This window comes from Photorhabdus thracensis, assembly GCF_001010285.1.
GTDB lineage: Bacteria > Pseudomonadota > Gammaproteobacteria > Enterobacterales > Enterobacteriaceae > Photorhabdus > Photorhabdus temperata.
Map to the genome: position 1 here is coordinate 4,887,281 of NZ_CP011104.1, position 26,385 is coordinate 4,913,665.

General features: G+C 44.2%; 26 protein-coding genes. 4 read left to right on the plus strand and 22 right to left on the minus strand.

Annotation, left to right across the window (positions count from 1 at the left end; all coding sequences use genetic code 11):
- Positions 1-32: 32 nt before the first annotated feature.
- From VY86_RS22715 to VY86_RS21390, 11 genes are all read right to left on the minus strand, one after another.
- The gene (locus VY86_RS22715) at positions 33-956 is read right to left on the minus strand and encodes a hypothetical protein (protein ID WP_052760884.1); all 924 of its coding nucleotides are present in this window, start codon (positions 954-956) and stop codon (positions 33-35) included.
- Positions 953-2,545 (minus strand): hypothetical protein, encoded by a 1,593-nt coding sequence (locus tag VY86_RS21345; protein ID WP_046976480.1) that lies wholly within the window; start codon positions 2,543-2,545, stop codon positions 953-955. The genes VY86_RS22715 and VY86_RS21345 overlap by 4 nt, the downstream gene beginning before the upstream one ends.
- Before the next feature lie 70 nt (positions 2,546-2,615).
- Positions 2,616-3,536, minus strand: a complete 921-nt coding sequence (locus VY86_RS21350; RefSeq protein WP_046976481.1) for a hypothetical protein — start codon at positions 3,534-3,536, stop codon at positions 2,616-2,618.
- The gene (locus VY86_RS21355; protein WP_046976482.1) at positions 3,533-5,128 is read right to left on the minus strand and encodes a hypothetical protein; all 1,596 of its coding nucleotides are present in this window, start codon (positions 5,126-5,128) and stop codon (positions 3,533-3,535) included. The genes VY86_RS21350 and VY86_RS21355 overlap by 4 nt, the downstream gene beginning before the upstream one ends.
- Positions 5,129-5,198: 70 nt before the next feature.
- Positions 5,199-6,119: a hypothetical protein gene (locus VY86_RS21360; RefSeq protein WP_046976483.1), complete on the minus strand. Its 921-nt coding sequence runs from the start codon at positions 6,117-6,119 to the stop codon at positions 5,199-5,201.
- Positions 6,116-7,711: a hypothetical protein gene (locus tag VY86_RS21365; RefSeq protein WP_046976484.1), complete on the minus strand. Its 1,596-nt coding sequence runs from the start codon at positions 7,709-7,711 to the stop codon at positions 6,116-6,118. The genes VY86_RS21360 and VY86_RS21365 overlap by 4 nt, the downstream gene beginning before the upstream one ends.
- A gap of 70 nt (positions 7,712-7,781) precedes the next feature.
- Positions 7,782-8,702 carry a hypothetical protein gene (locus tag VY86_RS22720; RefSeq protein WP_052760885.1) on the minus strand — a complete coding sequence of 307 codons (921 nt, stop codon included), beginning with the start codon at positions 8,700-8,702 and terminating at the stop codon, positions 7,782-7,784.
- A complete protein-coding gene (locus tag VY86_RS21375; protein WP_082111283.1) occupies positions 8,699-10,144 on the minus strand; it encodes a hypothetical protein in 1,446 nt (481 codons plus the stop codon). The genes VY86_RS22720 and VY86_RS21375 overlap by 4 nt, the downstream gene beginning before the upstream one ends.
- A gap of 9 nt (positions 10,145-10,153) precedes the next feature.
- The gene (locus tag VY86_RS21380) at positions 10,154-10,423 is read right to left on the minus strand and encodes a type VI secretion system PAAR protein (protein WP_046976486.1); all 270 of its coding nucleotides are present in this window, start codon (positions 10,421-10,423) and stop codon (positions 10,154-10,156) included.
- A gap of 33 nt (positions 10,424-10,456) precedes the next feature.
- Positions 10,457-11,290, minus strand: a complete 834-nt coding sequence (locus VY86_RS21385; protein ID WP_046976487.1) for a DUF4123 domain-containing protein — start codon at positions 11,288-11,290, stop codon at positions 10,457-10,459.
- Positions 11,283-13,256: a type VI secretion system Vgr family protein gene (locus tag VY86_RS21390; RefSeq protein WP_046976488.1), complete on the minus strand. Its 1,974-nt coding sequence runs from the start codon at positions 13,254-13,256 to the stop codon at positions 11,283-11,285. Before VY86_RS21390 ends, VY86_RS21385 begins: the two co-directional genes overlap by 8 nt.
- A 733-nt stretch (positions 13,257-13,989) precedes the next feature.
- On the opposite strand from VY86_RS21390, the gene VY86_RS21395 reads away from it, so the two are divergent.
- Complete coding sequence (locus VY86_RS21395) at positions 13,990-14,310, plus strand: hypothetical protein (RefSeq protein ID WP_046976489.1); 321 nt, start codon at positions 13,990-13,992, stop codon at positions 14,308-14,310.
- Between the two features lie 221 nt (positions 14,311-14,531).
- Here VY86_RS21395 and flgL read toward each other — a convergent pair whose 3' ends face one another.
- The 11 genes from flgL to flgB form a co-directional block, all read right to left on the minus strand.
- Positions 14,532-15,497, minus strand: coding sequence for a flagellar hook-associated protein FlgL (gene flgL / locus VY86_RS21400; RefSeq protein WP_046976490.1), 966 nt, complete (start codon positions 15,495-15,497; stop codon positions 14,532-14,534).
- Between the two features lie 79 nt (positions 15,498-15,576).
- Positions 15,577-17,214: a flagellar hook-associated protein FlgK gene (flgK, locus tag VY86_RS21405; RefSeq protein WP_046976491.1), complete on the minus strand. Its 1,638-nt coding sequence runs from the start codon at positions 17,212-17,214 to the stop codon at positions 15,577-15,579.
- Between the two features lie 131 nt (positions 17,215-17,345).
- Positions 17,346-18,287, minus strand: a complete 942-nt coding sequence (gene flgJ / locus VY86_RS21410) for a flagellar assembly peptidoglycan hydrolase FlgJ (protein WP_046976492.1) — start codon at positions 18,285-18,287, stop codon at positions 17,346-17,348.
- On the minus strand, positions 18,287-19,396 hold the full coding sequence (locus VY86_RS21415) for a flagellar basal body P-ring protein FlgI (protein ID WP_046976493.1): 1,110 nt from the start codon (positions 19,394-19,396) through the stop codon (positions 18,287-18,289). The genes flgJ and VY86_RS21415 overlap by 1 nt, the downstream gene beginning before the upstream one ends.
- A 13-nt stretch (positions 19,397-19,409) precedes the next feature.
- Positions 19,410-20,162 carry a flagellar basal body L-ring protein FlgH gene (locus VY86_RS21420; RefSeq protein ID WP_046976494.1) on the minus strand — a complete coding sequence of 251 codons (753 nt, stop codon included), beginning with the start codon at positions 20,160-20,162 and terminating at the stop codon, positions 19,410-19,412.
- A gap of 72 nt (positions 20,163-20,234) precedes the next feature.
- Complete coding sequence (gene flgG, locus VY86_RS21425) at positions 20,235-21,017, minus strand: flagellar basal-body rod protein FlgG (RefSeq protein WP_046976495.1); 783 nt, start codon at positions 21,015-21,017, stop codon at positions 20,235-20,237.
- Positions 21,018-21,040: 23 nt separating this feature from the next.
- Positions 21,041-21,796 carry a flagellar basal body rod protein FlgF gene (locus tag VY86_RS21430; RefSeq protein ID WP_046976496.1) on the minus strand — a complete coding sequence of 252 codons (756 nt, stop codon included), beginning with the start codon at positions 21,794-21,796 and terminating at the stop codon, positions 21,041-21,043.
- Positions 21,797-21,814: 18 nt separating this feature from the next.
- Entirely contained in the window at positions 21,815-23,029 is a 1,215-nt protein-coding gene (flgE, locus tag VY86_RS21435) for a flagellar hook protein FlgE (RefSeq protein WP_046976497.1), read from the minus strand.
- 27 nt (positions 23,030-23,056) lie between these two features.
- Positions 23,057-23,749 carry a flagellar hook assembly protein FlgD gene (gene flgD, locus VY86_RS21440; RefSeq protein ID WP_046976498.1) on the minus strand — a complete coding sequence of 231 codons (693 nt, stop codon included), beginning with the start codon at positions 23,747-23,749 and terminating at the stop codon, positions 23,057-23,059.
- 12 nt (positions 23,750-23,761) lie between these two features.
- On the minus strand, positions 23,762-24,166 hold the full coding sequence (gene flgC, locus VY86_RS21445; RefSeq protein ID WP_046976499.1) for a flagellar basal body rod protein FlgC: 405 nt from the start codon (positions 24,164-24,166) through the stop codon (positions 23,762-23,764).
- 5 nt (positions 24,167-24,171) lie between these two features.
- A complete protein-coding gene (gene flgB, locus VY86_RS21450; RefSeq protein WP_046976500.1) occupies positions 24,172-24,585 on the minus strand; it encodes a flagellar basal body rod protein FlgB in 414 nt (137 codons plus the stop codon).
- Positions 24,586-24,816: 231 nt separating this feature from the next.
- On the opposite strand from flgB, the gene flgA reads away from it, so the two are divergent.
- From flgA to VY86_RS21465, 3 genes are all read left to right on the plus strand, one after another.
- Positions 24,817-25,476: a flagellar basal body P-ring formation chaperone FlgA gene (gene flgA, locus VY86_RS21455; protein WP_046976501.1), complete on the plus strand. Its 660-nt coding sequence runs from the start codon at positions 24,817-24,819 to the stop codon at positions 25,474-25,476.
- A gap of 125 nt (positions 25,477-25,601) precedes the next feature.
- Complete coding sequence (gene flgM / locus VY86_RS21460) at positions 25,602-25,904, plus strand: flagellar biosynthesis anti-sigma factor FlgM (protein ID WP_046976502.1); 303 nt, start codon at positions 25,602-25,604, stop codon at positions 25,902-25,904.
- Between the two features lie 11 nt (positions 25,905-25,915).
- Positions 25,916-26,356, plus strand: coding sequence for a flagella synthesis protein FlgN (locus VY86_RS21465; protein WP_046976503.1), 441 nt, complete (start codon positions 25,916-25,918; stop codon positions 26,354-26,356).
- Positions 26,357-26,385: the final 29 nt, after the last annotated feature.

The following is a 26,385-nucleotide window of genomic DNA, read 5'->3' on the forward strand; positions in this document are numbered from 1 at the left end:
GTTAATACTGAGTGATTTTAAAAAGGTCATAGTTATCGTGAAATAATCACTTTTCCATTGATTAAAGAAAAATATGGACTGAATGTAAATCCATCTTCGCTATTATTTTTGTTTTCAAACAATAAGGGGGAATTATTACTATGCTCACGCTGGAATCGAAATAATCGGCCTCCCATATAACGCATTAATTTATACTTACTCCAATCAATCGGTACCGCCTGATAGCCATTATCAAAATCTTGCTTAAAGTCATAAGAATCAAAATAACTCTGCTCTGTACTATCATTGGCCTGGGCATGTTCATACAACGTTAATTTGGCTGCCGATTGTAAAGCGACCAAATCTTTATTTTTCATTATTTGCCAGATATCTTCATAAGCTTTCTTAACCAACTCAGTGCCTACTTCCGTTTCCGGCAAGGGAGTAGCCGTCGTCCAGGCCCAGACAGGCAGATCATTTAATGTCACTGTCCGCTCCGCATAATAAATACCTTCATCCTTGAGATTCTTTTCCGTAATTTTACTGGATTGTGCAGTATCAATATTAAAATTAACGGATTTCATACTATTAGGCTCTGCTATGCCATTTTTATCTGCCACACTGGCGATAATATTCGTAATTTCATCGGACTGGTAAGGTGTCATCCTTACCAGCCGAACTTTACACTCGGCATCCTTATCTCTATAAATATATCCCTCTTCTGCATCGCGAAATGGAGCCATTTCAATATAGATGGTGTTTTTACCGTTTTGCAATAATGGCGCAACATTATACCCGGTCGATATAGTGCCAGTCATTGAATTGAGGTTACTTAATGTATACATCCCATTGACCCTAAGGACACACCGTGCCCGATTGGTTTCCAAGTAAGTGATATATTTAACTTTATCCATCGTATTTTTCCCATAAGCTGATAGTGAAAATAAGGCCATAAAAAACAAAAAAGCTTTTTTCATTGCGATAACCTCAATTTGTATGTCGATTTTTCCTTCGGCAGTTTTGGATATATCTCCCATGTTTTTTGTTTCTTATTATCCATTTTGCTCTTTTGTTTGGAGGAATCATCATTATTTTTAGGTGGCTTACTCCCCACCCCATACTCCACATAATAACTGGCAACAATCCCCTCATGGAAAAATACCAGATATAACCCGTTATCCTGCTTATTCAGCTCAAAGCACCCTTCCGCTTCAATATCCGCACCGGCTTTAAAATACCCTTCCACCAGATAATATTTAAAGCCCGCCTGAATATTGGTTTCCGCACTGATTGCCAGCGTACCCTTGATCATATCCCCCAACTGGAATTCCATCTCCCGCTCTTCATTGCTGGCATATTTAAACGACAGATTTAACGCCCCCTCCAAAACCATATCCAATTGCGCCCCCAGATAAGCGCCGTCCCGCCCGTCGTCTACCGCCGCCTTTCCTTTTAACCCCTCCCGAATTAAGGCAATTAATTTCTCAACACCGAACTCCGTGGCAAATGCCTGAATTAAATCCAGCCGTAATTTAATCCCCATCAGCGGTGCTAATTCCACCGCAACCGCCTGTTCAAAATAAGCCTCATTGCCCTGCGGGGCGTTGACCAGTTTACTGCCGCCGCTTAATTTTATTTCCGGCGTCTGGATTTCCATGTCCAGCAATTTTATTTCCTGACTGCCTTCACTGGAAAACAGTTTTTGTAACGTATCAACCGCCTGAAGCCCTTTATTCACTAACCCCAGTTTCCTGCGTTTGGTTTTAAACTCTTCTTCCAATTCGCTCGTGAAGGTGTGGGAATAGGGGCCCAGGGTGTAAGCAAAACTCCCGTCGACAGTTAACGTGTCCGTTAATTCATAGCCGGCGGTGCGTTTATGCCAGTTTTCGCCCGGCCTTTTCGCATGCGGATTGGCTTTTTTCCTTTCCTCAAGCGCCTCCGCTTTTCTTTCCGTCACACTTCTTTCCCGGACTTCCTGCTCTGCCCCTATCGTCACATCCAGCGTCCATTCATATTGCGGCAAAACATGGATTGTCGTGTAAAGCGCATCAACCGGACCCAATAACAACGCCTTCACTTTATCGTCCGCCAACGGGAATGAACGCGTGACAAAAGGCTGGCCGTAGCATTGCGTCAGCTCAAGAATATAATCGGTATGGGGCAAATGACTCAGCTCCCCTGGCTGAAACAGAGACGATTCAATAAAGCCCAGCGGATCACTGGCTATCGGATCGACCGGTAAGGTGTGGTTGGAAAAATGAATTTTATCCTCGGTACCCGGCCCTTTTATGGGGTTTTTAGCCAATTCATGAAACTGAAACGCCGGATTATCCGGGCTATAAAAAATCGCTTTCGGGCACTGCGGATTGTCAGATACACACCGTTTTCCCACCAGAGAAATCGCCACGGGAATGCCGTCAGCGTCATCAACTACCCAAATATCCCCTATCGGTTCAATCTGGTGATAAATAAAAACCCGTTTACCGACTTTTAAAGTTAATTTGTGAATACAGGGATCCGGGATTTTACAATCACACACAGCACTTTTCATATTAACTGAGAGCATAGTTTTTCCTCCCCTCTCACTATTAGCTGCCGGAAACAGTTAATACTGAGTGATTTTAAAAAAGCCATAGTTACCGTGAAATAACCACTTTTCCATTGATTAAAGAAAAATAGGGGCTAAATGTACGACCGTTTTCACCATTTTTATCTCTAATTAATAATGGAGAATTATTACTATCTTCAATTTCAAACCGAAATAACCGGCCCCCCAGATAACGTACTAACTTATATTTCCTCCAGTCTATCGGTATAGCCTGATAACCGTCATCAAAATTTCTCCCAAAGTCTAAAGAATCAAAATAACTTTGTTCCGTACTGTCATTAGCCTGCGCATGTTCATACAACATTATTTTTGCAGCATGTTGTAAAGCCACCGGATCTTTATTTTTCATTATTTGCCAAATATCTTCATAGGCTTTTTTAACCAGCTCAGTACTTGCTGTTGTCTCCGGCAAAGGGGTAGCCGTCGTCCAGGCCCAGACAGGCAGATCATTTAATGTGACTGTTCGTTGCGCATAATAAAACCCTCTATCTTTAAGATCTTTTTCCGTAATTTTGCTATAGTTAGCGGTATCAATATTAAAATTAACGGATTTCATACTGGTGGGTTCTAACGTACCATTTTTATCTGCCACACTGGCGATAATATTAGTCACGTCATCAGATTCATAAGGAGTTACCCTTACCAGCCTAACCTTACACTCCGTACCTTTTTCTTGATAAAAATATTTCTCGTCTACATCAATAAACGGAGCCATTTCGATATAAATAGTATTTTTACCATTTTGCAATAATGGCGCAACATTGTAACCCGTTGATATGGTCCCGGTCCTTGACCCCAGATTACTTAAAATATAAACCCCATTGATTCTGAGAACACAATACGCGCGGTTTGTTTCTAAGTAAGTAATATATTTAACTCTATCCATCGTATTTTCCCCATAAGCTGATAATGAAAATAAGGCCATAAAAAATACAAAAAATTTTTTCATTGCGATAACCTCAGTTTGTATGTCGACTTTTCTTTCGGCAACTTCGGATATATCTCCCATTTTTTTTGTTCTTTATTATCCACCCGACTTCTTTTCTCAGTAGAGTTGCCGATATTTTCAGATGGCGCGACTCCTGCCCCATACTCCACATAATAACTGGCAACGATCCCCTCATGGAAAAACACCAGACATAATCCTTTATCCTGCTTATCCAGTTCAAAACACCCTTCCGCTTCAATATCCGCACCGGCTTTAAAATACCCTTCCACCAGATAATATTTAAAGCCCGCCTGAATATTGGTTTCCGCCCTAATCGCCAGCGTACCCTTGACCATATCCCCCAACTGGAATTCCATCTCCCGCTCTTCATTGCTGGCATATTTAAACGACAGATTTAACGCCCCTTCCAGCACCATATCCAATTGCGCCCCCAGATAAGCGCCGTCCCGCCCGTCGTCTACCGCCGCTTTTCCTTTTAACCCCTGTTCACGAATAAGCGCAATTAATTTCTCAACACCGAACTCCGTGGCAAATGCCTGAATTAAATCCAGCCTTAATTTAATCCCCATCAGCGGTGCTAATTCCACCGCAACCGCCTGTTCAAAATAAGCCTCATTGCCATGCGAGGCGTTGACCAGTTTACTGCCGCCGCTTAATTTTATTTCCGGCGTCTGGATTTCCATGTCCAGCAGTTTTATTTCCTGACTGCCTTCACTGGAAAACAGTTTTTGCAATGTATCAACCGCCTGAAGACCTTTATTTACTAACCCCAGTTTCTGGCGTTTGGTTTTAAACTCTTCTTCCAGTTCATGCGTGAAGGTGTGGGAATACGGGCCTAACGTGTAAGCAAAACTCCCCTCAAGAGTTAACGTATCCGTTAATTCATAACCCGCCGTGCGTTTATGCCAGTTTTCGCCCGGCCTTTTCGCATGCGGATTGGCTTTTTTCCTTTCCTCAAGCGCCTCCGCTTTTCTTTCCGCCACACTTCTTTCCCGGACTTCCTGCTCTGCCCCTATCGTCACATCCAGTGTCCATTCATATTGCGGCAAAACATGGATTGTCGTGTAAAGCGCATCAACCGGACCCAATAACAACGCCTTCACTTTATCGTCCGCCAACGGGAATGAACGCGTGACAAAAGGCTGGCCGTAGCATTGCGTCAGCTCAAGAATATAATCGGTATGGGGCAAATGACTCAGCTCCCCTGGCTGAAACAGAGACGATTCAATAAAGCCCAGCGGATCACTGGCTATCGGATCGACCGGTAAGGTGTGGTTGGAAAAATGAATTTTATCCTCGGTACCCGGCCCTTTTATGGGGTTTTTAGCCAATTCATGAAACTGAAACGCCGGATTATCCGGGCTATAAAAAATCGCTTTCGGGCACTGCGGATTGTCAGATACACACCGTTTTCCCACCAGAGAAATCGCCACGGGAATGCCGTCAGCGTCATCAACTACCCAAATATCCCCTATCGGTTCAATCTGGTGATAAATAAAAACCCGTTTACCGACTTTTAAAGTTAATTTGTGAATACAGGGATCCGGGATTTTACAATCACACACAGCACTTTTCATGTTAACTGAGAGCATAGTTTTTCCTCCCCTCTCACTATTAGCTGCCGGAAACAGTTAATACTGAGTGATTTTAAAAAGGTCATAGTTACCGTGAAATAACTACCTTTCCATTGATCAAAGAAAAGAATGGATTAAATGTTTGACCGTTCTCACCATTCCTATCCCTAATTAATAATGGAGACTGTATCCCATCTTTAACTTCAAATCGGAATAATCGGCTATCCATATAGCGCACCAGTTTATATTTACTCCAGTTTATCGGCACTGCCTGATAACCCTTATCAAAGTAATGCTTAAAATCCAACGAATCAAAATGAATTTGTTCAGTACTGTCATTAGCCTGGGATTCCTCATGCAACGTTAACTGATAGGCTGTTTTCAGTGCCGTCAAATCCTGTTTTTTCAACATTTGCCAAATATCTTCATAGGCTTTCTTAACCAATTCAGTGCTTGCTGTTGTCTCCGGCAAAGAGGTAGCCGTCGTCCAAGCCCAGACAGGCAAATCATTTAATGTCACTGTCCGCTCTGTATGATAATAAAACTCATCCGAATATTCTTTCGTCGTAATTCTACTAGATTGTGTAGTATCAATATTAAAATTAACGGACTGCGTACTATCAGGTTCTAATGTGCCATTTTTATCTGCCACGCTGGTAATAATATTAGTCACTTCATCAGACTCATAAGGAGTTACCCTTACCAATCTAACCTTACATTCCGCATCTTTTTCTTTATAAATATATTTATCATCCCGGGCACTTAATGGCCCCATATCAAGGCTAAGAGTGTTTTTACTGTTTTGCAATAGCGGTGCAATGTTATATCCGGTCGATATTGTACCCGATATAGAACTAAAATTATCTAAGGTAGTAATTCCATTCACTTTAAATCTACAAAGCACTTTATTCGACTCTAAGTAAGCAATATATTTAATTTTATCCATCGTATTTTCCCCATAAGCTGATAATGAAAATAAAACCATAAAAAACAAAATGAATTTTTTCATTGCGATAACCTCAGTTTATATGTCGACTTTTCTTTTGGCAGTTTTGGATATATTTCCCATTTTTTTTGCTTCTTGGTATCTACTTTGCTCTGTGGATTAAAGCTACTATTTTTATTTTCAGTTGTACTTTTCCCCACCCCATACTCCACATAATAACTGGCAACGATCCCCTCATGGAAAAATACCAGATATAACCCGTTATCCTGCTTATCCAGTTCAAAACCCCCTTCCGCTTCAATATCCGCACCGGCTTTAAAATACCCTTCCACCAGATAATATTTAAAGCCCGCCTGAATATTAGTTTCCGCCCTAATTGCTAACGTACCCTTGACCATATCCCCCAACTGGAATCCCATCTCCCGCTCTTCATTGCTGGCATATTTAAACGACAAGTTTAACGCCCCTTCCAGCACCATATCCAATTGCGCCCCCAGATAAGCGCCGTCCCGCCCGTCGTCTACCGCCGCCTTTCCTTTTAACCCCTGCTCCCGAATTAAGGCAATTAATTTTTCAACACCGAACTCCGTGGCAAATGCCTGAATTAAATCCAGCCGCAATTTAATCCCCATCAGCGGTGCTAATTCCACCGCAACCGCCTGTTCAAAATAAGCCTCATTGCCATGCGAGGCGTTGACTAGTTTACTGCCGCCGCTTAATTTTATTTCCGGCGTCTGGATTTCCATGTCCAGCAGTTTTATTTCCTGACTGCCCTCACTGGAAAACAGTTTTTGTAACGTATCAACCGCCTGAAGCCCTTTATTCACTAACCCCAGTTTCCTGCGTTTGGTTTTAAACTCTTCTTCCAATTCGCTCGTGAAGGTGTGGGAATAGGGGCCTAACGTGTAAGCAAAACTCCCGTCGACAGTTAACGTGTCCGTTAATTCATAGCCGGCGGTGCGTTTATGCCAGTTTTCGCCCGGCCTTTTCGCATGCGGATTGGCTTTTTTCCTTTCCTCAAGCGCCTCCGCTTTTCTTTCCACCACACTTCTTTCCCGGACTTCCTGCTCTGCCCCTATCGTCACATCCAGCGTCCATTCATATTGCGGCAAAACATGGATTGTCGTGTAAAGCGCATCAACCGGCCCCAATAACAACGCCTTCACTTTATCGTCCGCCAACGGGAATGAACGCGTGACAAAAGGCTGGCCGTAGCATTGCGTCAACTCAAGAATATAATCGGTATGGGGCAAATGACTCAGCTCCCCTGGCTGAAACACAGACGCTTCAATAAAGCCCAGCGGATCACTGGCTATCGGATCGACCGGTAAGGTGTGGTTGGAAAAATGAATTTTATCCTCGGTACCCGGCCCTTTTATGGGGTTTTTAGCCAATTCATGAAACTGAAACGCCGGATTATCCTGGCTATAAAAAATCGCTTTCGGGCATTGCGGATTATCAGATATACACCGTTTTCCCACCAGGGAAATCGCCACGGGGATGCCGTCAGATTCATCAACCACCCAAATATCCCCTATCGGTTCAATCTGGTGATAAATAAAAACCCGTTTACCGACTTTTAAGGTTAATTTGTGAATACAGGGATCCGGGATTTTACAATCGCAAACCGCACTTTTCATATTAACTGAGAGCATAGTTTTTCCTCCCCTCTCACTATTAGCTGCCGGAAACAGTTAATACTGAGTGATTTTAAAAAGGTCATAGTTACCGTGAAATAACTATCTTTCCATTAATTAAAGAAAAATAGGGGCTAAATGTGCGACCGTTTTCACCATTTTTATCTCTAATTAATAATGGAGAATTATTACTATCTTCAATTTCAAATCGGAATAACCTGCCCCCCAGATAACGTACTAACTTATATTTTCTCCAGTCTATCGGTATAGCCTGATAACCCTCATCAAAATTTCTCCCAAAATCTAAAGAATCAAAATAACTTTGTTCCGTACTGTCATTAGCCTGAGCATGTTCATACAACATTATCTTGGCGGCATGTTGTAAAGCCACCGGATCTTTATTCTTCATTATTTGCCAGATATCTTCATAAGCTTTTTTAACCAGCTCAGTACTTGTCGTAGTTTCCGGCAAAGGGGTCGCCATAGTCCAGGCCCAGACAGGCAGATCATTTAATGTGACTGTTCGTTCCGTATGATAATAAAATTCATCCGGGTATTCTTTCGTCGTAATTTTACTGGATTGATCAGTATCAATATTAAAATTAACAGACTGCATACTATTGGGTTTCAGTATCCCATCTTTATCTGCTACCTTGGTGATAATATTCGTAATTTCATCGGAATCATAGGGCGTCACCCTCACCAGTCGAACTTTGCACTTCGCATCTTTCTCTTTATAAACATACTTATCATCCCGGGCACTTAATGGCCCCATATCAAGGCTGATAACGTTCTTACCGTTTTGCAATATCACTGCAACATTGTAGCCAGTTGATACAGTACCGCTAATCGAACCCAGATTACTTAAAGTGTAGATCCCATTGACTGTAAGTACACAAAATGCCTGATTTGTTTCTAAATAAGCAATATATTTAACTTTATCCATCGTATTTCCCCCATAAGTTGATAATGAAAATAAGGCCATTAAAAATAAAACCACTTTCTTCATTGCGATAGCCTCAGTTTGTATGTTGACTTTTCTTTTGGCAACTTCGGATATATTTCCCATTTTTTTTGTTTCTTGTTATCCACATTGCTTCCTGATCTGATAGACTTACCATTATTATCAAATGGCGCAACTCCCACCCCATACTCCACATAATAACTGGCAACAATCCCCTCATGGAAAAACACCAGACATAATCCTTTATCCTGCTTATCCAGTTCAAAACACCCTTCCGCTTCAATATCCGCACCGGCTTTAAAATACCCTTCCACCAGATAATATTTAAAGCCCGCCTGAATATTAGTTTCCGCCCTAATTGCTAACGTACCCTTGACCATATCCCCCAACTGGAATCCCATCTCCCGCTCTTCATTGCTGGCATATTTAAACGACAGATTTAACGCCCCCTCCAAAACCATATCCAATTGCGCCCCCAGATAAGCGCCGTCCCGCCCGTCGTCTACCGCCGCCTTTCCTTTTAACCCCTGCTCCCGAATTAAGGCAATTAATTTCTCAACACCGAACTCCGTGGCAAATGCCTGAATTAAATCCAGCCGTAATTTAATCCCCATCAGCGGTGCTAATTCCACCGCAACCGCCTGAAGCCCTTTATTCACTAACCCCAGTTTCCTGCGTTTGGTTTTAAACTCTTCTTCCAATTCGCTCGTGAAGGTGTGGGAATAGGGGCCTAACGTGTAAGCAAAACTCCCGTCGACAGTTAACGTGTCCGTTAATTCATAGCCGGCGGTGCGTTTATGCCAGTTTTCGCCCGGCCTTTTCGCATGCGGATTGGCTTTTTTCCTTTCCTCAAGCGCCTCCGCTTTTCTTTCCGTCACACTTCTTTCCCGGACTTCCTGCTCTGCCCCTATCGTCACATCCAGCGTCCATTCATATTGCGGCAAAACATGGATTGTCGTGTAAAGCGCATCAACCGGCCCCAATAACAACGCCTTCACTTTATCGTCCGCCAACGGGAATGAACGCGTGACAAAAGGCTGGCCGTAGCATTGCGTCAGCTCAAGAATATAATCGGTATGGGGCAAATGACTCAGCTCCCCTGGCTGAAACAGAGACGATTCAATAAAGCCCAGCGGATCACTGGCTATCGGATCGACCGGTAAGGTGTGGTTGGAAAAATGAATTTTATCCTCGGTACCCGGCCCTTTTATGGGGTTTTTAGCCAATTCATGAAACTGAAACGCCGGATTATCCGGGCTATAAAAAATCGCTTTCGGGCACTGCGGATTGTCAGATACACACCGTTTTCCCACCAGAGAAATCGCCACGGGAATGCCGTCAGCGTCATCAACTACCCAAATATCCCCTATCGGTTCAATCTGGTGATAAATAAAAACCCGTTTACCGACTTTTAAAGTTAATTTGTGAATACAGGGATCCGGGATTTTACAATCGCAAACCGCACTTTTCATGTTAACTGAGAGCACGTTTTTTCCTTAGCCAATATTGACACTACCACCACCAATCACTATTCCGCCGCAACTCACCGCATCACCGGTTCTCGCAGCAGGTTTACCGTCAATAAAAACGGTGCTGGAACCACCGGCAATTATTCGTGAATGGGATGAATGAGGTGCCAAAATATCCCCCTGACGCGCCAGAGGAATATTATCGGCTTTTACACTAGCAGATCCCAAAATAACCGGCGTTGCTTGACAATCATCATGTGCCGTACCGATATCACCAATTTTTACCGCATTACCCATATTCCCTCCTCATCTCTCACAAGGTTAAAATAATTAGTCCTTAAACTGGAACCAAGGTGATGATGAACGCCTTAACTCCTGAAATAACAGTTTCTCAGCCCGAATATGCCCCGGCTCACCGATACTATTCAATATACGTTTATAATGGGCAGGCGATTCTTCAACAGACCGGTGTCTTTGTGAAAAGAATAATTTCAGTATTCCCCGGACACTGTGATCATCCGTGATACCGATATTTTTTAATTCGGTAACCAGTGCCCGGATATATCCAACGTAATCAAAACCCTCAATAATTTCCCATTCGATAACCGACGCCACCAATGTCTGTACATAACGTTCAGCAAAAGCAGCATCAATCTTTTCCAGTTGTTCTGACGTAATCGACAATAGCTTTCTTTTATTGCTAGCGCCTTGCGGATAGTGTTCTCTGGCAGCGAGAAAATCATGACTTTGAATATTGCCCTGATAGTTGGTGGCAATTTTATCTATCGGCCCCATAAAGCAGTGAATTTCCCAGTCACTGAGTACGTTGAGAAAATCCCAGATATTGCGCGGATCATAAAACCGAAAAAAGACCGGTTTATCCTGACCGGGCAACAATACTTGTAAATGCTTACGCAGATGCCGACGTAATGTTTTCATGTCCGCCTGAGTACTCAAGTAAATTCCCCAAGGCGTTTTCCACTCCTCCAGATAAAGTTTAAACCTTTCTGTGACCTCCACTAAATAAGGCGCAACCTTAAGCAATTCAGGCGGTAAAGATTCATCGTAAAGACAGGTGTAAGGGGGCTTAAAATGCCCTAATATAAGCAGCAACCTTGATTCTGTTGCAGCGTCAACGACGGCATAAAGTTTTTCTTTAATCATTGTGATTTTTCTCCATCGGACAATGTGCAACAAACATCGAACCGGCATGAGCGGCACTTTGCAAAATAGCCGGATTAACCGGTTGTAATAAGACGCCGGGATTGCCCCCCGAATTTAGGTTAATAGACGGACCTTTAATATCCACACCACCAGCATGAATGACGATAAAACTATTACCCACTTCTAGGGTAATTTTACCGCCGCTTTTCACTGTGATGTCATCATGGGTATCGATACTGAATACGCCCTGTATTTTCTGTATCACATCGCCTTTAACCTGCAAGGCTTTGTCACCGTCAACCTGAGCAATATAATCACCGGTAGTTTTATGATCCTGTTGTCCTTCAACTGTCACTTTACGGTTATTGGCAACCGCCAGTTCGTCATCATGTCCAATAACGGTTGTGCGGTTGTAATTAATTTTCTCATCCCGGGAATTACGCACCTGAATCGCCAGATTTTTCTGCGCATGAATAAACACCTCTTCCCGGTCTTTTTCATCCTCAAACCGCAGTTCATTAAACCCATCCCCTTTATGGGTTTTTGAACGAATTGACATCTGGGTTTTTGCTATCGGTAACGGGTTCGGCACAATATTGCTGGCATGATAGGTGCGCCCAATAATAATCGGCTGGTCCGGGTCACCATACAAAAAATCCACCAGCACTTCCTGACCCACGCGCGGGATGGCGATCATGCCCCAGCGCTTGCCGGCCCAAGCCTGGCTGACTCTAATCCAGCAGGAGCTGTGATCATTAAATTTGCCATATTCGTCCCAGGCAAACTGCACCCGTACCCGCCCATATTCATCACAAAAGATTTCTTCCCCTTCCGGACCAACAACGGTCGCAATTTGCAGACCATCAATGCGCGGTTTCGGGTAAGGTGAAGGACGCCATACCCGGTTACAGTCACCAAAGGTGAAGCTGTTGGTTAAAGTGGTCCCCCTCTCGCCAAAACGGGATCCATCCGCCTGCGGTTGTCTGCCGTGATGACTGATTTCAATCACTTGCCAGAGAGCATTAAATTTCTCTTTCGGATGATCGGTAAGCGTAAACCCCGAAGCTGCCGAAAGGACAAAACAGTCGCTTTCCCCGTGACCGAGCATCGCGTCACGGCGGAGGGCTTCCAGACGATATTGACTGATCCGCTGACCAGTCTCGTCTTTATAGCGCCCGGGAAAATCATAGTAATCGTAACTGTGCAGATCTGAGCGTTGATGGTTAAGCTGACGTTCATGATAGAAATACTCGGCGGCCCAGACGGGATTTTTAAAGGTACGATCGCGCAAAAAAACACGCGCAATGCCGACCTGCTCACGCCAGCGAAATTGATTGATACAGCATTGGCTTCCTGTCTCATCCCTTCCTGGATGGTAGGGCAGTGAATGGTTACCATTTATTCGATGAGAATCAAAAAAAACCACTAAGGGTTCACCCTGCTCTGGGTTGAATACAAAGTAATAAAATATCCCTTCATCCGCCAATAAGCGCTGGAGAAACGTCAGGTCGCTCTCATCATACTGAACACAAAATTCCCGCTCAGGATGTTCATAACGCAGGTGACAAACGAAGTTCCTGACTCCATTTTCTTTCAGCAATTTTCCGACAATATCGGCAACGGATTGGCGCTGAAAAATGCGGGAATTAACCCGTAATCCCGCACGCCATAAACCCGGATGCAGTGTCAGGGAATAATGACTGCGATGGCGACCTGTCGTGCTTTGTTCAAACTGAGTCACCATCCCGGTCACACTGCGTTCCAGTTGCCCGTCGCGATAAACGGTCAGTGTGGCGGCATTATCCAGCACATCGGCAAAATCAATATCCGGGTCAGCGCTGGTTAACGCGGCTTCCAGGCAAAATAATGTTGACAGCGCTTCATTAAGGGTGAATTCAACCACAGCAAAAGTTTGCTCCGGGAGATTACCTACGGTGAGGGTAAAAACCAGTCCTGAATCCGCCATTATATTCCTCCTGACAGAGCGAGGTTGACGCTCAGGAAATGAAAGAAATCGCTTAAAATAACCATAATCTCACCTTACATTGACTCAAAAGATTACCGAACCTGTTTTACCGGCAGGTTAATCAGCCCAGCTTTTATCCACCCTATTTCGACCGAGCGCTTACCCATTCCTACAGCCTAAAATTATCAACCGCCATCGGTTTGGTTAACTAACATACGAATGGGAGAATAGAAAAGGGAAGGAAAAATCGACTTATTTTTTCGAAAAAACAAGATTTTCTTCTGGCAAGAATAGGAATTCATGCAGGATATTAATAAATAACTCTAACGTATTGAATGAGTTACAATTAACGATATCGACTCAATTGAATTAACAAGAATCTCTGGCCTGAACCAGCAATAAAAACACAGTAGCAGATCTGTTTTCTCAGCCAATATTAACACTGCTACCATAACTATTTAGCTGGCTAACAATATTTTCAAAAATAAAATTCAAAAGTGATAATATCGGTGCCTTGAGATTCTAGCCATTTTTTGGATTCATGCTATTCCATTATTCCCTCTATCTATTGAATTAGAACTTAAACATGATGAATTCATTTATCTTATTTATTTTAAATCACTGACAAATTTCAATATTTAACTATTCAGAAGAAGTGTTAAGTTAAATTTCGCAAATAAGATTACCTGCACCACATGCAGAAAAACAACCAAAACCATAAGGAAAAAATAATATGCAAACACAACTTATAATTATAAACCCTGATCAAACCTTTGAGATTTATGTTAATGGAAATATATTAGTACCTTCTGGACAAGAGCCTAATTTCATTATAAAAAACAAAGGTCCAGCACCAATTAGAGCAGCAAATTATTGGGCATCACCATTCGGAAGTTACAACCTGTATACTTTTATAGATATCCAGCCCGGCGAAATTAAAGAATTATTAAGACCGCCTAACCCTATTTACTTCTATAAAGTGACAGCCATCAATCTCAGTAATATCGAACACGCAGAAGTTGAAGTTACTAAACTCATCACTCTCATCAGATAATAACAGCTAAATAGTTGTAATAATTAATAAGGAAACAATAGCATGAAAACACGACTCATCTTCATAAATCCTAATCAAGTCTTTGAGGTTTATACTGGTGGAAATATAATGAATACTCGAAATACTTAATGGATTTCAATTAAATACAAATCAATTAAATTGAAAATAATCGCTGGCCTAAACCAGCGATTATTTAGCAAGAGATAAGTAAGAAAACAGAATTAACGATAAATCTCAAACAGCGACATGCCTTTCATATCGGTAAATGTTTTATATGATGCCTGAAGCGCAGCTTGTTGCTGATAATAATTAGAAATCGTCGAGTTCCATTCCACATCGACCAGCTCACTCAAACGGCTTTTATTTGCCAGGCTACGTTCTGCACCCAGGCTGTTTAATTCTTCAATTTCTTTCAGTTGTAAACCAAGTACTGATTCCACAGAAGAAATATTATTCAGCGCATTACGGGCACCACGGTTTGCCTTATTCAGCAATTCCAACGCATCATCACGGGTTTCTTGATCTGCCCCTTGAAGTGGCGTTCTTAATGATCGAATCGCCATGTCAATGGTTTTGAAGATATCAGATTCACTGGGGCTACCATCCGGCTCTTTTACCGGGTTACTGGTAGAAGAGAGAAACACCTGCTCCCCAGTATGCCCGATAATCATAGAACGGTTGCTATCCACTTTCTGAGTCACTTCCTCATAACCACCGTTGTAACTGACGACACCGCTTTTACTCTCATCAAAAGGTTTTACATCCGTTTTATAGCCGGAAAAAATATAGCGGCCATTACCATCAGTCGAATTACCCAGATTAACCAGTTGTTCTTTAAAACCTTCCAGTTGGATAGCCAGCGAGTTACGGTCTTCATCACTCAATATACCGTTTACTGTGGCGACAAGGCTTTCACTAACATTTTGTACGACACCAACGGATTTGGATACGACGCTTAATTGCATAGAAACCGCGTTCTTGGCAAATGAACGAGCCGTCATATATTGCTGATTCTGAGATTCTGCCTGGGCTATCATCACTCCCTGAGACGCAGCCATAGGATCATCTGACGGGTTTATCACTCTCTGACCACTGGATAGCTGTGCTCCCTGCTGCATCCATTTTGACTGAGCCAAAGTGATGCCAATCATTTTCTGGTCGTACAATATATTGGTACTTACACGCACGATATCACTCCTTTCAAATATTCAGCTAAACGCCCAGGATATCTGACTATCCTCAGGCTATTTTTAATGAATGCCACGTTTATCGAAGATCTAAAATGGCATTAAACAGCGTTGAGGCGGTTTGGATCACTTGCGCGTTCGCCAGATAATATTGCTGCAAACCCTGCAACGCGCCGTACTCTTCATCCATGTTGACACCAGAAACAGATTGCTGTTCAGCATAAAGCTGCTTAGTAATATTGTTCTGAGTTTTTAAATCAACATTGGCGGTGTTGGTCTGGTTACCAATCGTACTGACCATCGAAGCATAAGCGCCGGAAAATGAGGCTTTACCATCGACCAGTTTTTTACTCTGCAATTCAGCGAGTTTTTTGACATTGACGTTATCACTTGGCCCGGAGTCTTTAGTACCGGCAGCAGCAAATTGTGACGCATCTTTAACATTAACTTCCATGTCGCCAATAACACCGCTGACCGCTCTCAGTGTGTATTGGTCATTCACTTGTGCATTAGTTGAATTAATTTCAACTTTCAATCCATCAAATTCCAGTGTATTACCCGTCACTTTGGCAGAAATATCGGCTTTATCAGAGGCACGTTGTATTTTCCAATTAGCACCATCGTAGCTGATATGGTAATCACTGGCTTTTACCGCCGTGGTATCTGCGTATTCCACTTTAAAATCGGCAGAACCTTTATTTTTGCTATTGGAAATAACATCCGGGTTATTAAATGTGAAGAAATCTTCACCCGGTTTGCCCTTCAAATCAAAACCAGCACGGTGAACCTGATTAAATTGATCGCCCAATACCAAGGCTAATTGGTTTAACTGATTACGGGAATTATCCAGCACTTCACTACGCGCCCGTAATGTGCCACTTAATTCACCTTGATTAATGAATTTTTCATTAATCTCAACCACGTCACCAAAACCACGATCATAACCCAACGTGATACGGCTACTATCCGCATTGGATGAAATAGGTTCTACTTTGTATGCGGTTGTCCCCTGAACCAGCGTCAACCCACCGGCAAAAGTCACATTATAAGAGCCATCCTGCTGAGTTACGCTCACACCAACCAGCTTATTCAGCCCATTGACCAATTGATCCCGCTGATCAAGCAATGCGTTTGGTTCAGCACTACTACCGCCCTTCATTCGGGTAATTTCACCATTCAGTTTGGCTATTTGCTCAGCATAGTTATTGATGGAATCAACACTATCCGTTATGCCCTTATTGATGTTGTTTTCCATATTACGCAGGAAGGTATCCGCACTTTTCAACTGGTTTACCAGCCCCTTTGCGTTACCGATAGTTGTTGTTCTGGCTGCGTCATCTTCAGCATTACTGATGACATTTCTTAAACTGGTAAAGAAGTCATCAATGGTGTTTGAAAGACTATTCGCTTTATCTGCAAGCAAATTATCAATCTGGGAAATTTGCTGGGAATATGTGGTCAATGCACCTTGTTTCGCCTGAGAGGCAGAAAGCTGATTATTAATGAATTCATTATATTGACGGTTAATACTGGTGACAGTAACACCATTTCCCATAAAGCCAATGGATGTCATCGTACCACCATTTTGATTTATAACTGTTGATTGCCGGTTATAACCGGGAACACGGGCGTTTGTGACGTTATTACTCACTGTTCCCAGAGCAATCTGAGCAGCCTGAAGGCCACTCATCGCGGTATTAATAAGACTGTTGGACATCAGTAGATCCTTTTGCGTTTTAGTTATGTCTCCGCTGGTGGCGGCAAATAACCCTTCAGATTAGGTAAAAACAGTGTCTGTACTGTTATAATTTATCGGCTAAACTCAATAAAACTTGAGCAAAATGTGGATCAGAACAGTTTACTCAAATCGTGGGTATACGCTTTTACCGCCTGTTCTCCTGCACCTTTCAGCTGTTGAATAACAGAGACCAGTTTTTTCGCATAGCCGGGATCGGTTGCATAGCCCGCCTGTTGCAGAGAATAAGCCCCCTGCTCCGGCGTAGCTGAACTGGCAACGTTGGCGTAACGGGGGCTTTCTGTCAGTAATTTGACGTAATCGGTAATCGCTTCTACGTAAGAACCATACACACGGAAGTTATCCTTCATTTTCTGTGGTTCGCCGTTAATATATTCCGTAGTCAAGATATTGGTTACCGGCCCTCTCCAGCCTTTACCCGCTTTAATACCAAACAAATTATGGCTTGGCTTACCGTCGGCAGTCAGGATTTCCCTTTGCCCCCAGCCCGACTCCAGCGCAGCCTGAGCGATAATCAGCAAATGAGGAATACCACTGCGTTGGCTAGCTATTTGAGCGGGAATAGAGAGCGTAGAAACAAAGTTGGTACTGTTCAGGGGGAGTGGCTTAGGTGCAGCAGCAGATTTTGGCACCGTCCGGCGGATAAATTGCTCAAGCGCCGGTCTTGGCAATGTTTGCAAAACTTCGTTATCCAGTGTCATGGGCATTTTCCCAGCCATTTCACTGGGCGCGGTATTGACGTTAGAAAGCTGCTTTAGCAGCATATCGGCAAAACCCAGCCCCTTCTGAGACATATTCTGAGCAATTTGTTGATCGTACATCGAAGTATAAAGACGTGTCTGTTCACTGCTCAGCAGGCCATCTTTAGGCAGAGCTGAACGCATACTTTTCAGCATTATCTCAACAAAGATGCCTTCCATTTGTTGGGCTACCTGCCGTAGCCCTTGCGGCGAATCTTTTGCCAAACTGGATTTCAGCGCGTTAACCGACTGTACATCATAAGCTGCACCGGACAGGGTTGAAAAATCACTCATCAGATGATCTCCAGTTTTGCCCGCAGACAACCCGCACTTTCCATTGCCTGTAAGATCGACATTAAATCATTCGGTGTAGCACCCAATGCATTCAGTGCCTGAATAACACTATTCAAACTCGCGCTGGCATTAACCTTCTGCAATGCCCCTCCCTGTTCACGGACAGCCACACTGGGATTACGGGTGACAACGGTCGCGCCACCTGCGAATGGGGTATTTGGCTGATTAACAACAACCTGATTATCAACAGTGACAGAAAGATTTCCCTGAGCAACGGCACAACTATCCAGCATAACATTACGATTCATCACCACCGAGCCGGTGCGGGAGTTAATAATCACTTTGGCATCACCCGCATCAACACGGATAGTCAGGTTCTGCACATGAGAAAGGAATTTAACCTGCTCGCTCTTATCCTTCGGCATACGTAATTGCACCGTGCGGGCATCCAGCGGCGTTGCTGTCCCCGTTCCGCGCATACGATTGATCACGTCGCTGATTTGCTGTGCCAGGGAGAAATCTTCGTTATTTAACTGCAAATTAAGTATGCCATTCTCACCAAACTGTGTTGGCAACTCACGCTCAATAACCGCACCGTTACTAATCCGGCCCCCCGCCAGCTGATTCACTTTCACACTGCTGCCACCAGAACTGGCACCCGCGCCGCCAACCAGAATATTGCCCTGAGCCAGAGCGTATATCTGATTATCAATACCTTTTAGTGGTGTCATCAGCAAAGTACCGCCACGCAAGCTTTTGGCATTGCCCAGAGAAGAAACCACCACATCAATATTCTGTCCGGCACGGCCAAATGGCGGTAATTTTGCCGTTACCATCACAGCCGCTACGTTTTTCAACTGCATGTTGGTTCCCGGAGGAACGGTAATCCCCAACTGGGATAACATATTGCTTAAACTCTGAGTGGTAAATGGCGTCTGTGTGGTCTGGTCACCGGTCCCATCCAATCCGACAACCAAACCATAACCGATCAACGCATTTTCCCTCACCCCTTGTACCGTAGTCAGATCACGGATACGTTCCGCCGATGCCGGGGTTGTCATCAGAGTCAGCAATGCAAGAAGAAGGCTGACAGCAAATTGTTTTATCATAACCATCCCCCTTTTAAAACGGTGAAACATTCAAGAAGAAACGCTGTAACCAGCCCATATTCTGCGCTTCATTAATATACCCATTCCCCACATATTCAATGCGGGCATCAGCCACCTGATTGGAACTGACGGTGTTATTCGCATTAATTGTCCGTGGGTTAACGACACCGGAGAAACGGATAAACTCTGTTCCCTGATTGATAGCGATCTGCTTTTCACCAATAACGTGTAAGTTGCCGTTTGCCAGTAATTTATCAACCGTAACAGTAATCGTACCTCTGAACGTGTTATTGGCATTAGCGCCACCTTTCCCGCCGAAAGTATTATCACCCTCCATGTCCAAATCGGTTTTATCTCCACCAATTAACCCCTTAAGGAAACGAGGAGTCAGTGTCGCAGAAAAAGCCGTTTTTCCGTTACGGCTGGCATTAGCAGAAGAACTTTTGCTGGCGCTGACATTTTCCTGCAAGGTAATCGTCAGAGTATCGCCAATATTTCGGGGGCGGCGATCTTCAAATAACGGCTGATAACCATAATAAACAGGCTGCATTGCCTGAAAAATGGCGCCATTCGGTACTGGCGCAGTTGCCGCGGAAGGTGCTGCGGTTGTGGCCCCCCCAACCAGAGGTTTTTGCGGGATATAGGCACAGCCCGTGAGTGACAATACCGCCAGTGCTATACTGCAACGCCATTTATTTGTCGCATTTTTCCGTAAATTGCGGGACTGACAAACAGCGCTGGTCTCGGCAACAGCCATTGTATCCATCTTCGATGCTCTTAATTTATCTCTGAATAACGGGGAAACTACGTTCCCCCGTGGTTCTGATTGATGATTAGGTTACAACTGAGTCAGCTTTTGCAGCATCTGATCAGAAGTTGACACAGCCTTACTGTTAACTTCATAAGCACGCTGAGTCTGAATCATATTGACCAATTCTTCAGCGATATTGACGTTAGATGTCTCTACATATTTATGCACGAGCAACCCAGCGCCATTTATTCCTGGTGTATTTTCAATCGGTACGCCAGAGCTGTTGGTCTCCAGATAAAGGTTTTCACCAATACTTTCCAACCCGCTGTCATTGATAAAAGTTGTCAGGGTAAATTGCCCAACTTGCTGAGGTGCCGATTGCCCCTGTACTTTCACACTGACAACACCATCACGGCTAATGGCGATATCCGTCGCGTTATCAGGAATGGTAATGGTAGGGAATATCAAAAAACCGCTAGCGGTAGTCAACTGCCCGTTTTGATCTTCCTGAAATGAACCGTCGCGAGTGTAAGCACTGGTACCATCAGGTAGCTGAACCTGAAAGAAACCCTTCCCTCTAATGGCAACATTACGAATGTTATTAGTTTCAGATAAGTTTCCCTGACTATGTATACGTTCTGTTGCTACCGGACGCACCCCGGTACCTATTTGTAAACCAGAAGGTAAGAGGGTTTGTTCCGATGACATCGCCCCTGGTTGACGAATGGTCTGGTAAAGCAGATCTTCAAAAACGGCACGCTGGCGTTTAAAACCATTGGTGCTGACGTTTGCCAGGTTATTGGCAATCACATCCATATTGGTTTGCTGGGCATCCAGCCCAGTTTTAGCAATCCATAATGATCGGATCATCGATTTTATCCTCTGTGTCTAAATCAACTCATTGATAACAGCTGATTAGCACGTTGTGCATTTTCATCTGAGCTATGGATGACTTTCATCTGCATTTCAAAACGACGGGCATTGGCAATCATATTCACCATACTTTCCATCGGGTTGACGTTACTTCCTTCAAGCGTACCAGGCATTAATTTCACCTCATCGCTGGCAGGTAAGACATCACCCTGTAACGCTTGTGCCTGTTCAGTCATATGGAAGAGACCATCATCACCACGGACAAGTTGATTGTTCTCTGGTTTCACCATTTTCAATCGACCAAGTTGCCCTGATAATGTTGGCGGATCACCGGAAACCAGTGCAGATAGCGAACCATCAGCTGCCAAGGTTAATTCAGCGTGCGGAGGAACCTCTATCGGGCCATTCTCACCCATCAACAAGTTACCTTGAACAGTTAACTGACCTTCCGCTGAAATCTGAATGCTGCCGTTACGCGTATAAGCCTCAGAACCATCTTCAAGCTGAACCGCCAGATATCCTCCCTGCCCAATCGCCACATCCAGCGGACGCGCGGTATAGTTCATCGGCCCCTGACGATGGTCAGCACCCGGTGTTGAAGCCACAACCAAAGTGCGGGTGTTATAGGCAGCCCCTTCAACAGGAACCGCTCGCAATGCAGCCAGTTGTGCCTTAAAACCCGGCGTTGACGCATTTGCCAGATTATTCGCCGTCACTGCCTGATGTTCCAGTGTCTGACGAGCACCGCCCATTGCGGTATAGATGACATGATCCATAATGCTATCCTGAAACTATCAGCGCAAACTGACCAGAGTTTGCAGGATCTGATCCTGAGTTTTAATGGTCTGAGCATTGGATTGATAGTTGCGCTGAGTCACGATCATATTGACCAGTTCCTGACCCATATCAACGTTGGATGATTCCAATGTACCACTGAGCAATTTACCAAAACTACCTGAGTCCGCAGTTCCCACCACCGGACTACCTGAAGCACCGGTTTCTGACCACACGTTGTCACCCTGCGCTGCCAGCCCTTCCGGGTTAGCAAAGTTAGTCAGTACAATCTGACCAAGCAGTTGAGATTGCTGATTGGAGTAGGTACCGATGACACGACCATCATTCTCAATACGGTAGCCACTAAACTGACCAGCGGCATAACCGTTCTGGGTGGGTTTGGTTACGCTGTCAGCATCAATTTTTTGTTGCCGGCTGTTATTAAAATTAATAGTAATATCCGAAGCCAAAGAACCATTCAGCGAAGGAACATTAAACGTGAACTGGTTATCATTACCAATGACTCTACCGTTACCATCAAATTTCAAGGTTCCAAGTGAAGCTTCTTTAGCACCGGCCACATCCCCATCCCGCGCATAAACTTGCCATTCGTTATCATTTGTTTTTACAAAGAAAACGTTAATACCATGCGGGTTGCCCAGACTGTCGAAAACCGTGATCGTGTTAGGGTAGTTATAAGAGTCTGGCTTGTCTGGCGAGAAAGCTTCCGTTGGTACTTTATGCATCGAATTAAGGTTCACTTGCATAGTCACCGCGGTTGTCGCTTTAGCCAGCAACATATCCTGAGATACAGTAATCGCTACCGGGTTAGCGCCCTTCTGAACCTGTGGTACCCCCCCATTGATACTCACTGCTGGATAGCCTGTCAGCTTCATGCCTTGCATGTTGATAATGTTACGGTTCTCGTCCATTTTGAACTGGCCGTTACGGGAGTAGAAGATCCCGCCATTATTATCTTGCATACGGAAAAAACCATTTTCCGTGATTGCCAAGTCGAGAGAGCGGTTGGTGGTAGTTGGCGTACCATCTTTAAAGTTCTGGTTAATACCCGACATTTTTACACCCAGCCCCACCTGAGAACCGGCAAAGATGTCAGCAAAAGCAGCAGTACTGGATTTAAAACCATATGTCGCTGCATTAGCGATATTATTACCTATAACATCCAGATTAGCTGACGCTGCATTCAAACCACTCACTGCTTGTGAAAAAGCCATATTACTCTCCGTTAAAATGCTTGTTTGTTAAAGAATCTGACGTACCTGATCCATCGTGACGGTACCAAACCGCCCTAAATCTAACTTAGCTCCGTCCGTGTCACGGGTAACGCCCTTCACAACAGCGAACATCAGTGGCTGAAACACTCTCTGCTCGCCTTTATAACTGGCTGCAATGGTAATTTCATAAGCGCCATCCGCAGCTGTAGTGCCATCTTCTTTTGTACCATTCCAAGTAAAGTTATGGGCCCCCGCGTCCAACGAACCGATATCAATTTGGCGTACCACAGCCCCTTGTTTATCCGTAATGGTCACTTTCACACTATCCGCCGGTCTTTCCAACTCAATACCAAATGGTGTGGTACTGATCCCCCCTTCCTCGCTAGACCCCACCAGAATAGTATCTCCGGGGATCATAACGCCCCGACCAATCAAAGCTGATGCCTGTAAAGACTGGCTATTATTAATTTGACCGACAATAGACCCCAGCGTGGTATTCAACTTTTCGATCCCTTCTAGCGTGTTAATCTGCGCCAAATGGGATGTCAACTCATTGTTCTGCATCGGGTTAGTTGGATCTTGGTTTCTTATTTGTGCAATCAGCAGTTGCATAAAGTTGCTGTTCAGCTCTTTGCTGTTCTTCTTTGTATCGCTGGACGATGCCAACTCCCCAACAGTGGTGTTATCCAGCGATTCATTCATTAAACTCGATATTCCCATGAGTCGCTCCTGTTACTGACCTAACGTTAATGTTTTCAACATGATCGATTTGGTTGTATTCAACACCTCAACGTTAGCTTGATAGCTGCGGGAAGCCGAAATGGTGTTGATCATTTCCCCGACCACATCAACGTTTGGCATACGCACATAGCCTTTTTCATCGGCCAATGGGTGACCTGGCTGATACTCAAGGCGGAAAGGGGTGGGATCATCAACAATTTCGCTGACCCGAACACCGCCTGTTTCCTGCCCTGCCGGAGCAGTGACACGAAAAACCACCTGTTTCGCCCGATATGGCTGACCATCAGGCCCCGAAACGCTATCGACATTCGCCATATTGCTGGCACTGACATTTAATCGTTGGGATTGAGCTGATAAAGCCGAACCGGCAATATCAAAAACACTGAGTAAAGACATAGCCTTTATCCTTGCTGTAAGACTGCCATCATGCTTTTAACCTGGGAGCTGGTCGCCGTCAGTTCAGCCTGATATTTCAGGCTGTTATCCATAAAATTACCGCGTTCCATATCCATATCCACTGTGTTGCCATCCATCGCCGCCTGATAAGGCACCCGATACAGCAAGTCCATCTCCATTCTCTTCTGAGGCTGAATTGGAATATGCCGATCCGATGTCAGCGTCAGCCCGATCCCGTTTCCGGTGACCCGACCGTGCGCAATGGTTTTTTTCAGTTGTGTGGCGAAATCAATATCCCGCGCCTGGTATCCTGGAGTATCCGCATTGGCGATATTCGCGGACAATATTTCCTGTCGCCGTGATCGCAATGACAAAGCTTCCTGCTGAAAATGAAAGGCTGCATCTAATTTATCGAGCATACTCCTCCCTCTTGATGTGACGTACCTGTGTTATGAACCTTAATAGCGCAGTTCGCGATCGCGAAATTCGCAGTAAACAGAATAAACGCAGAAGAAAAAGCCTATCGGATGAATAGACGCTAATTGAATTGCTATTTATCCCATTGACCGATATTCAATGCAGGTACACTGTGCGCCACCCAACAGCCGCGGATTTATCTACTTTATTGACAGAATAATGAGAACGAGAAAATGCAAGCTATAAAGATTATCGGGCTATTCGCGTTTTTCTTTATGACTCCGATGGTATGGGGAAATAATCTGCCTCAGACCATAACGCATTATTTTCAGCAGATACACAGGGATAATCATCAAAAAATTTCTGTTGAAATCAGAACACCGGAACAGCAATGGCCTCAGTGTGAATCACCGGAAATTCACCCCGCTGTTGGTGGTCAAAACTGGGGAAATATCTCTTTACCCATCGTTTGTCATCAAAAACGCAAATTTATTCAGGTCGCTGTCAGCGTTACAGGACATTATTGGGTTACCCGCCGAGCACTCTCCCGTAATGATGTTTTATCAGAGAAAGATTTTCAGATCAGAAGCGGATTGCTGGAAAAACTACCGAGCGATCTGATTGTTAACAAAAATGAAATAAAAAACAGTGTTGCTATACGCAACATTCCGGCAGGGCAGGCAATTACCCGCAACATGTTACGTCGCCCGTGGGCTGTACGGGCAGGTCAGAATGTGGGGGTGATTGTGCAGGGCAAGGGTTTTCAGATTCGCAATGAAGGGAAAGCTATTAATAACGCGGCAACTTCTGATAAAGTCAGGGTTCGAATGAATTCAGGGCACGTTATAACCGGCCAGGCATTAGAAAACGGCAGTGTAAAAATCATGTTATAAGTTGCTAAAGTTTTCTTTTACTGTGCCGATATAACCAGCAGAGCATGATTTGCAGGTATGCAAATGGCATGTAACCTGCTCCGATCCATAGGTGAACCTATGCCTGGCCATAAAGGATAATGATTATGAGTATCGAACGCACTCAACCCTTATTAGCTATCGCTGCTGTTCAACAGCGACCTACTAATGAAAGCGCCCAGGGCACCCGAAAAACCTCCGGCGTTACGTTAAAAAGCAGTGATGCGCAAGTAAAACTGAGCGAAGCACAAACAAAACTGGTTCAGCCGAGCAGCCAGGATATCAACATCCAAAAGGTGCAAAAGCTGAAAGAAGCTGTCGCTCAGGGAACCTTAAAAATGAACAGCGGTAAAATCGCAGACGCTCTGCTCAGAGAAGCCGCCGAAAACTTTCCGTATTATAAAAAGTAATTAAACCCATTATGGAAGAACTTCAGCAATTACTCGAACAGCAAGTTACCTATTTAACCTCGCTGACCCAAACAATGGCGGAAGAGCAACGTATTCTGTGCGAGGGTTTTATTGAAGCACGAGATTTACACCGGGTAACAGAACGAAAAAACTTTTTGTTATCCGCGTTTGGCCATTCAGAACAACAGCGTCTTAATTTAAGCAAAGAGTTAAAGACCATCGCGCCTTACGATAAGCAGCCTATGCTCGCCACATTGTGGCAACAGATCGACAAAGCAACTATCCAGGTTCGTGATTTAAACGCCCATAATGGTCTGTTGTTAGCCCAGCATCTTGAGTTAAATAGTAAAGCTATCGCTTTTCTAAAAAGCCACCACAGCCCCTCTCTTTATGGTTCTGACGGCCAGGCTACCCGTCACTCCATGTTTTCCGGCCATAAAGTCCAGGTTTGATTCAGCGCATTACCGCCCATCGCGGTAGT

Coding starts and splice junctions, on each gene's coding strand:
- VY86_RS21350 (WP_046976481.1), bottom strand. CDS start 3,536: ATGAAAAAATTTTTTGTATTTTTTATGGCCTTATTTTCATTATCAGCT.
- VY86_RS21385 (WP_046976487.1), bottom strand. CDS start 11,290: ATGATTAAAGAAAAACTTTATGCCGTCGTTGACGCTGCAACAGAATCA.
- VY86_RS21430 (WP_046976496.1), bottom strand. CDS start 21,796: ATGGATCATGTCATCTATACCGCAATGGGCGGTGCTCGTCAGACACTG.
- flgM (WP_046976502.1), top strand. CDS start 25,602: ATGAGTATCGAACGCACTCAACCCTTATTAGCTATCGCTGCTGTTCAA.
- VY86_RS21345 (WP_046976480.1), bottom strand. CDS start 2,545: ATGCTCTCAGTTAATATGAAAAGTGCTGTGTGTGATTGTAAAATCCCG.
- VY86_RS21365 (WP_046976484.1), bottom strand. CDS start 7,711: ATGCTCTCAGTTAATATGAAAAGTGCGGTTTGCGATTGTAAAATCCCG.
- VY86_RS21390 (WP_046976488.1), bottom strand. CDS start 13,256: ATGGCGGATTCAGGACTGGTTTTTACCCTCACCGTAGGTAATCTCCCG.
- flgE (WP_046976497.1), bottom strand. CDS start 23,029: ATGGCTTTTTCACAAGCAGTGAGTGGTTTGAATGCAGCGTCAGCTAAT.
- flgJ (WP_046976492.1), bottom strand. CDS start 18,287: ATGAGTGATTTTTCAACCCTGTCCGGTGCAGCTTATGATGTACAGTCG.
- flgG (WP_046976495.1), bottom strand. CDS start 21,017: ATGATCCGATCATTATGGATTGCTAAAACTGGGCTGGATGCCCAGCAA.
- VY86_RS21360 (WP_046976483.1), bottom strand. CDS start 6,119: ATGAAAAAATTCATTTTGTTTTTTATGGTTTTATTTTCATTATCAGCT.
- VY86_RS22715 (WP_052760884.1), bottom strand. CDS start 956: ATGAAAAAAGCTTTTTTGTTTTTTATGGCCTTATTTTCACTATCAGCT.
- VY86_RS21415 (WP_046976493.1), bottom strand. CDS start 19,396: ATGATAAAACAATTTGCTGTCAGCCTTCTTCTTGCATTGCTGACTCTG.
- flgB (WP_046976500.1), bottom strand. CDS start 24,585: ATGCTCGATAAATTAGATGCAGCCTTTCATTTTCAGCAGGAAGCTTTG.
- VY86_RS21355 (WP_046976482.1), bottom strand. CDS start 5,128: ATGCTCTCAGTTAACATGAAAAGTGCTGTGTGTGATTGTAAAATCCCG.
- flgD (WP_046976498.1), bottom strand. CDS start 23,749: ATGGGAATATCGAGTTTAATGAATGAATCGCTGGATAACACCACTGTT.
- VY86_RS21420 (WP_046976494.1), bottom strand. CDS start 20,162: ATGGATACAATGGCTGTTGCCGAGACCAGCGCTGTTTGTCAGTCCCGC.
- VY86_RS22720 (WP_052760885.1), bottom strand. CDS start 8,702: ATGAAGAAAGTGGTTTTATTTTTAATGGCCTTATTTTCATTATCAACT.
- VY86_RS21395 (WP_046976489.1), top strand. CDS start 13,990: ATGCAAACACAACTTATAATTATAAACCCTGATCAAACCTTTGAGATT.
- flgC (WP_046976499.1), bottom strand. CDS start 24,166: ATGTCTTTACTCAGTGTTTTTGATATTGCCGGTTCGGCTTTATCAGCT.
- flgK (WP_046976491.1), bottom strand. CDS start 17,214: ATGTCCAACAGTCTTATTAATACCGCGATGAGTGGCCTTCAGGCTGCT.
- VY86_RS21465 (WP_046976503.1), top strand. CDS start 25,916: ATGGAAGAACTTCAGCAATTACTCGAACAGCAAGTTACCTATTTAACC.
- VY86_RS21380 (WP_046976486.1), bottom strand. CDS start 10,423: ATGGGTAATGCGGTAAAAATTGGTGATATCGGTACGGCACATGATGAT.
- flgA (WP_046976501.1), top strand. CDS start 24,817: ATGCAAGCTATAAAGATTATCGGGCTATTCGCGTTTTTCTTTATGACT.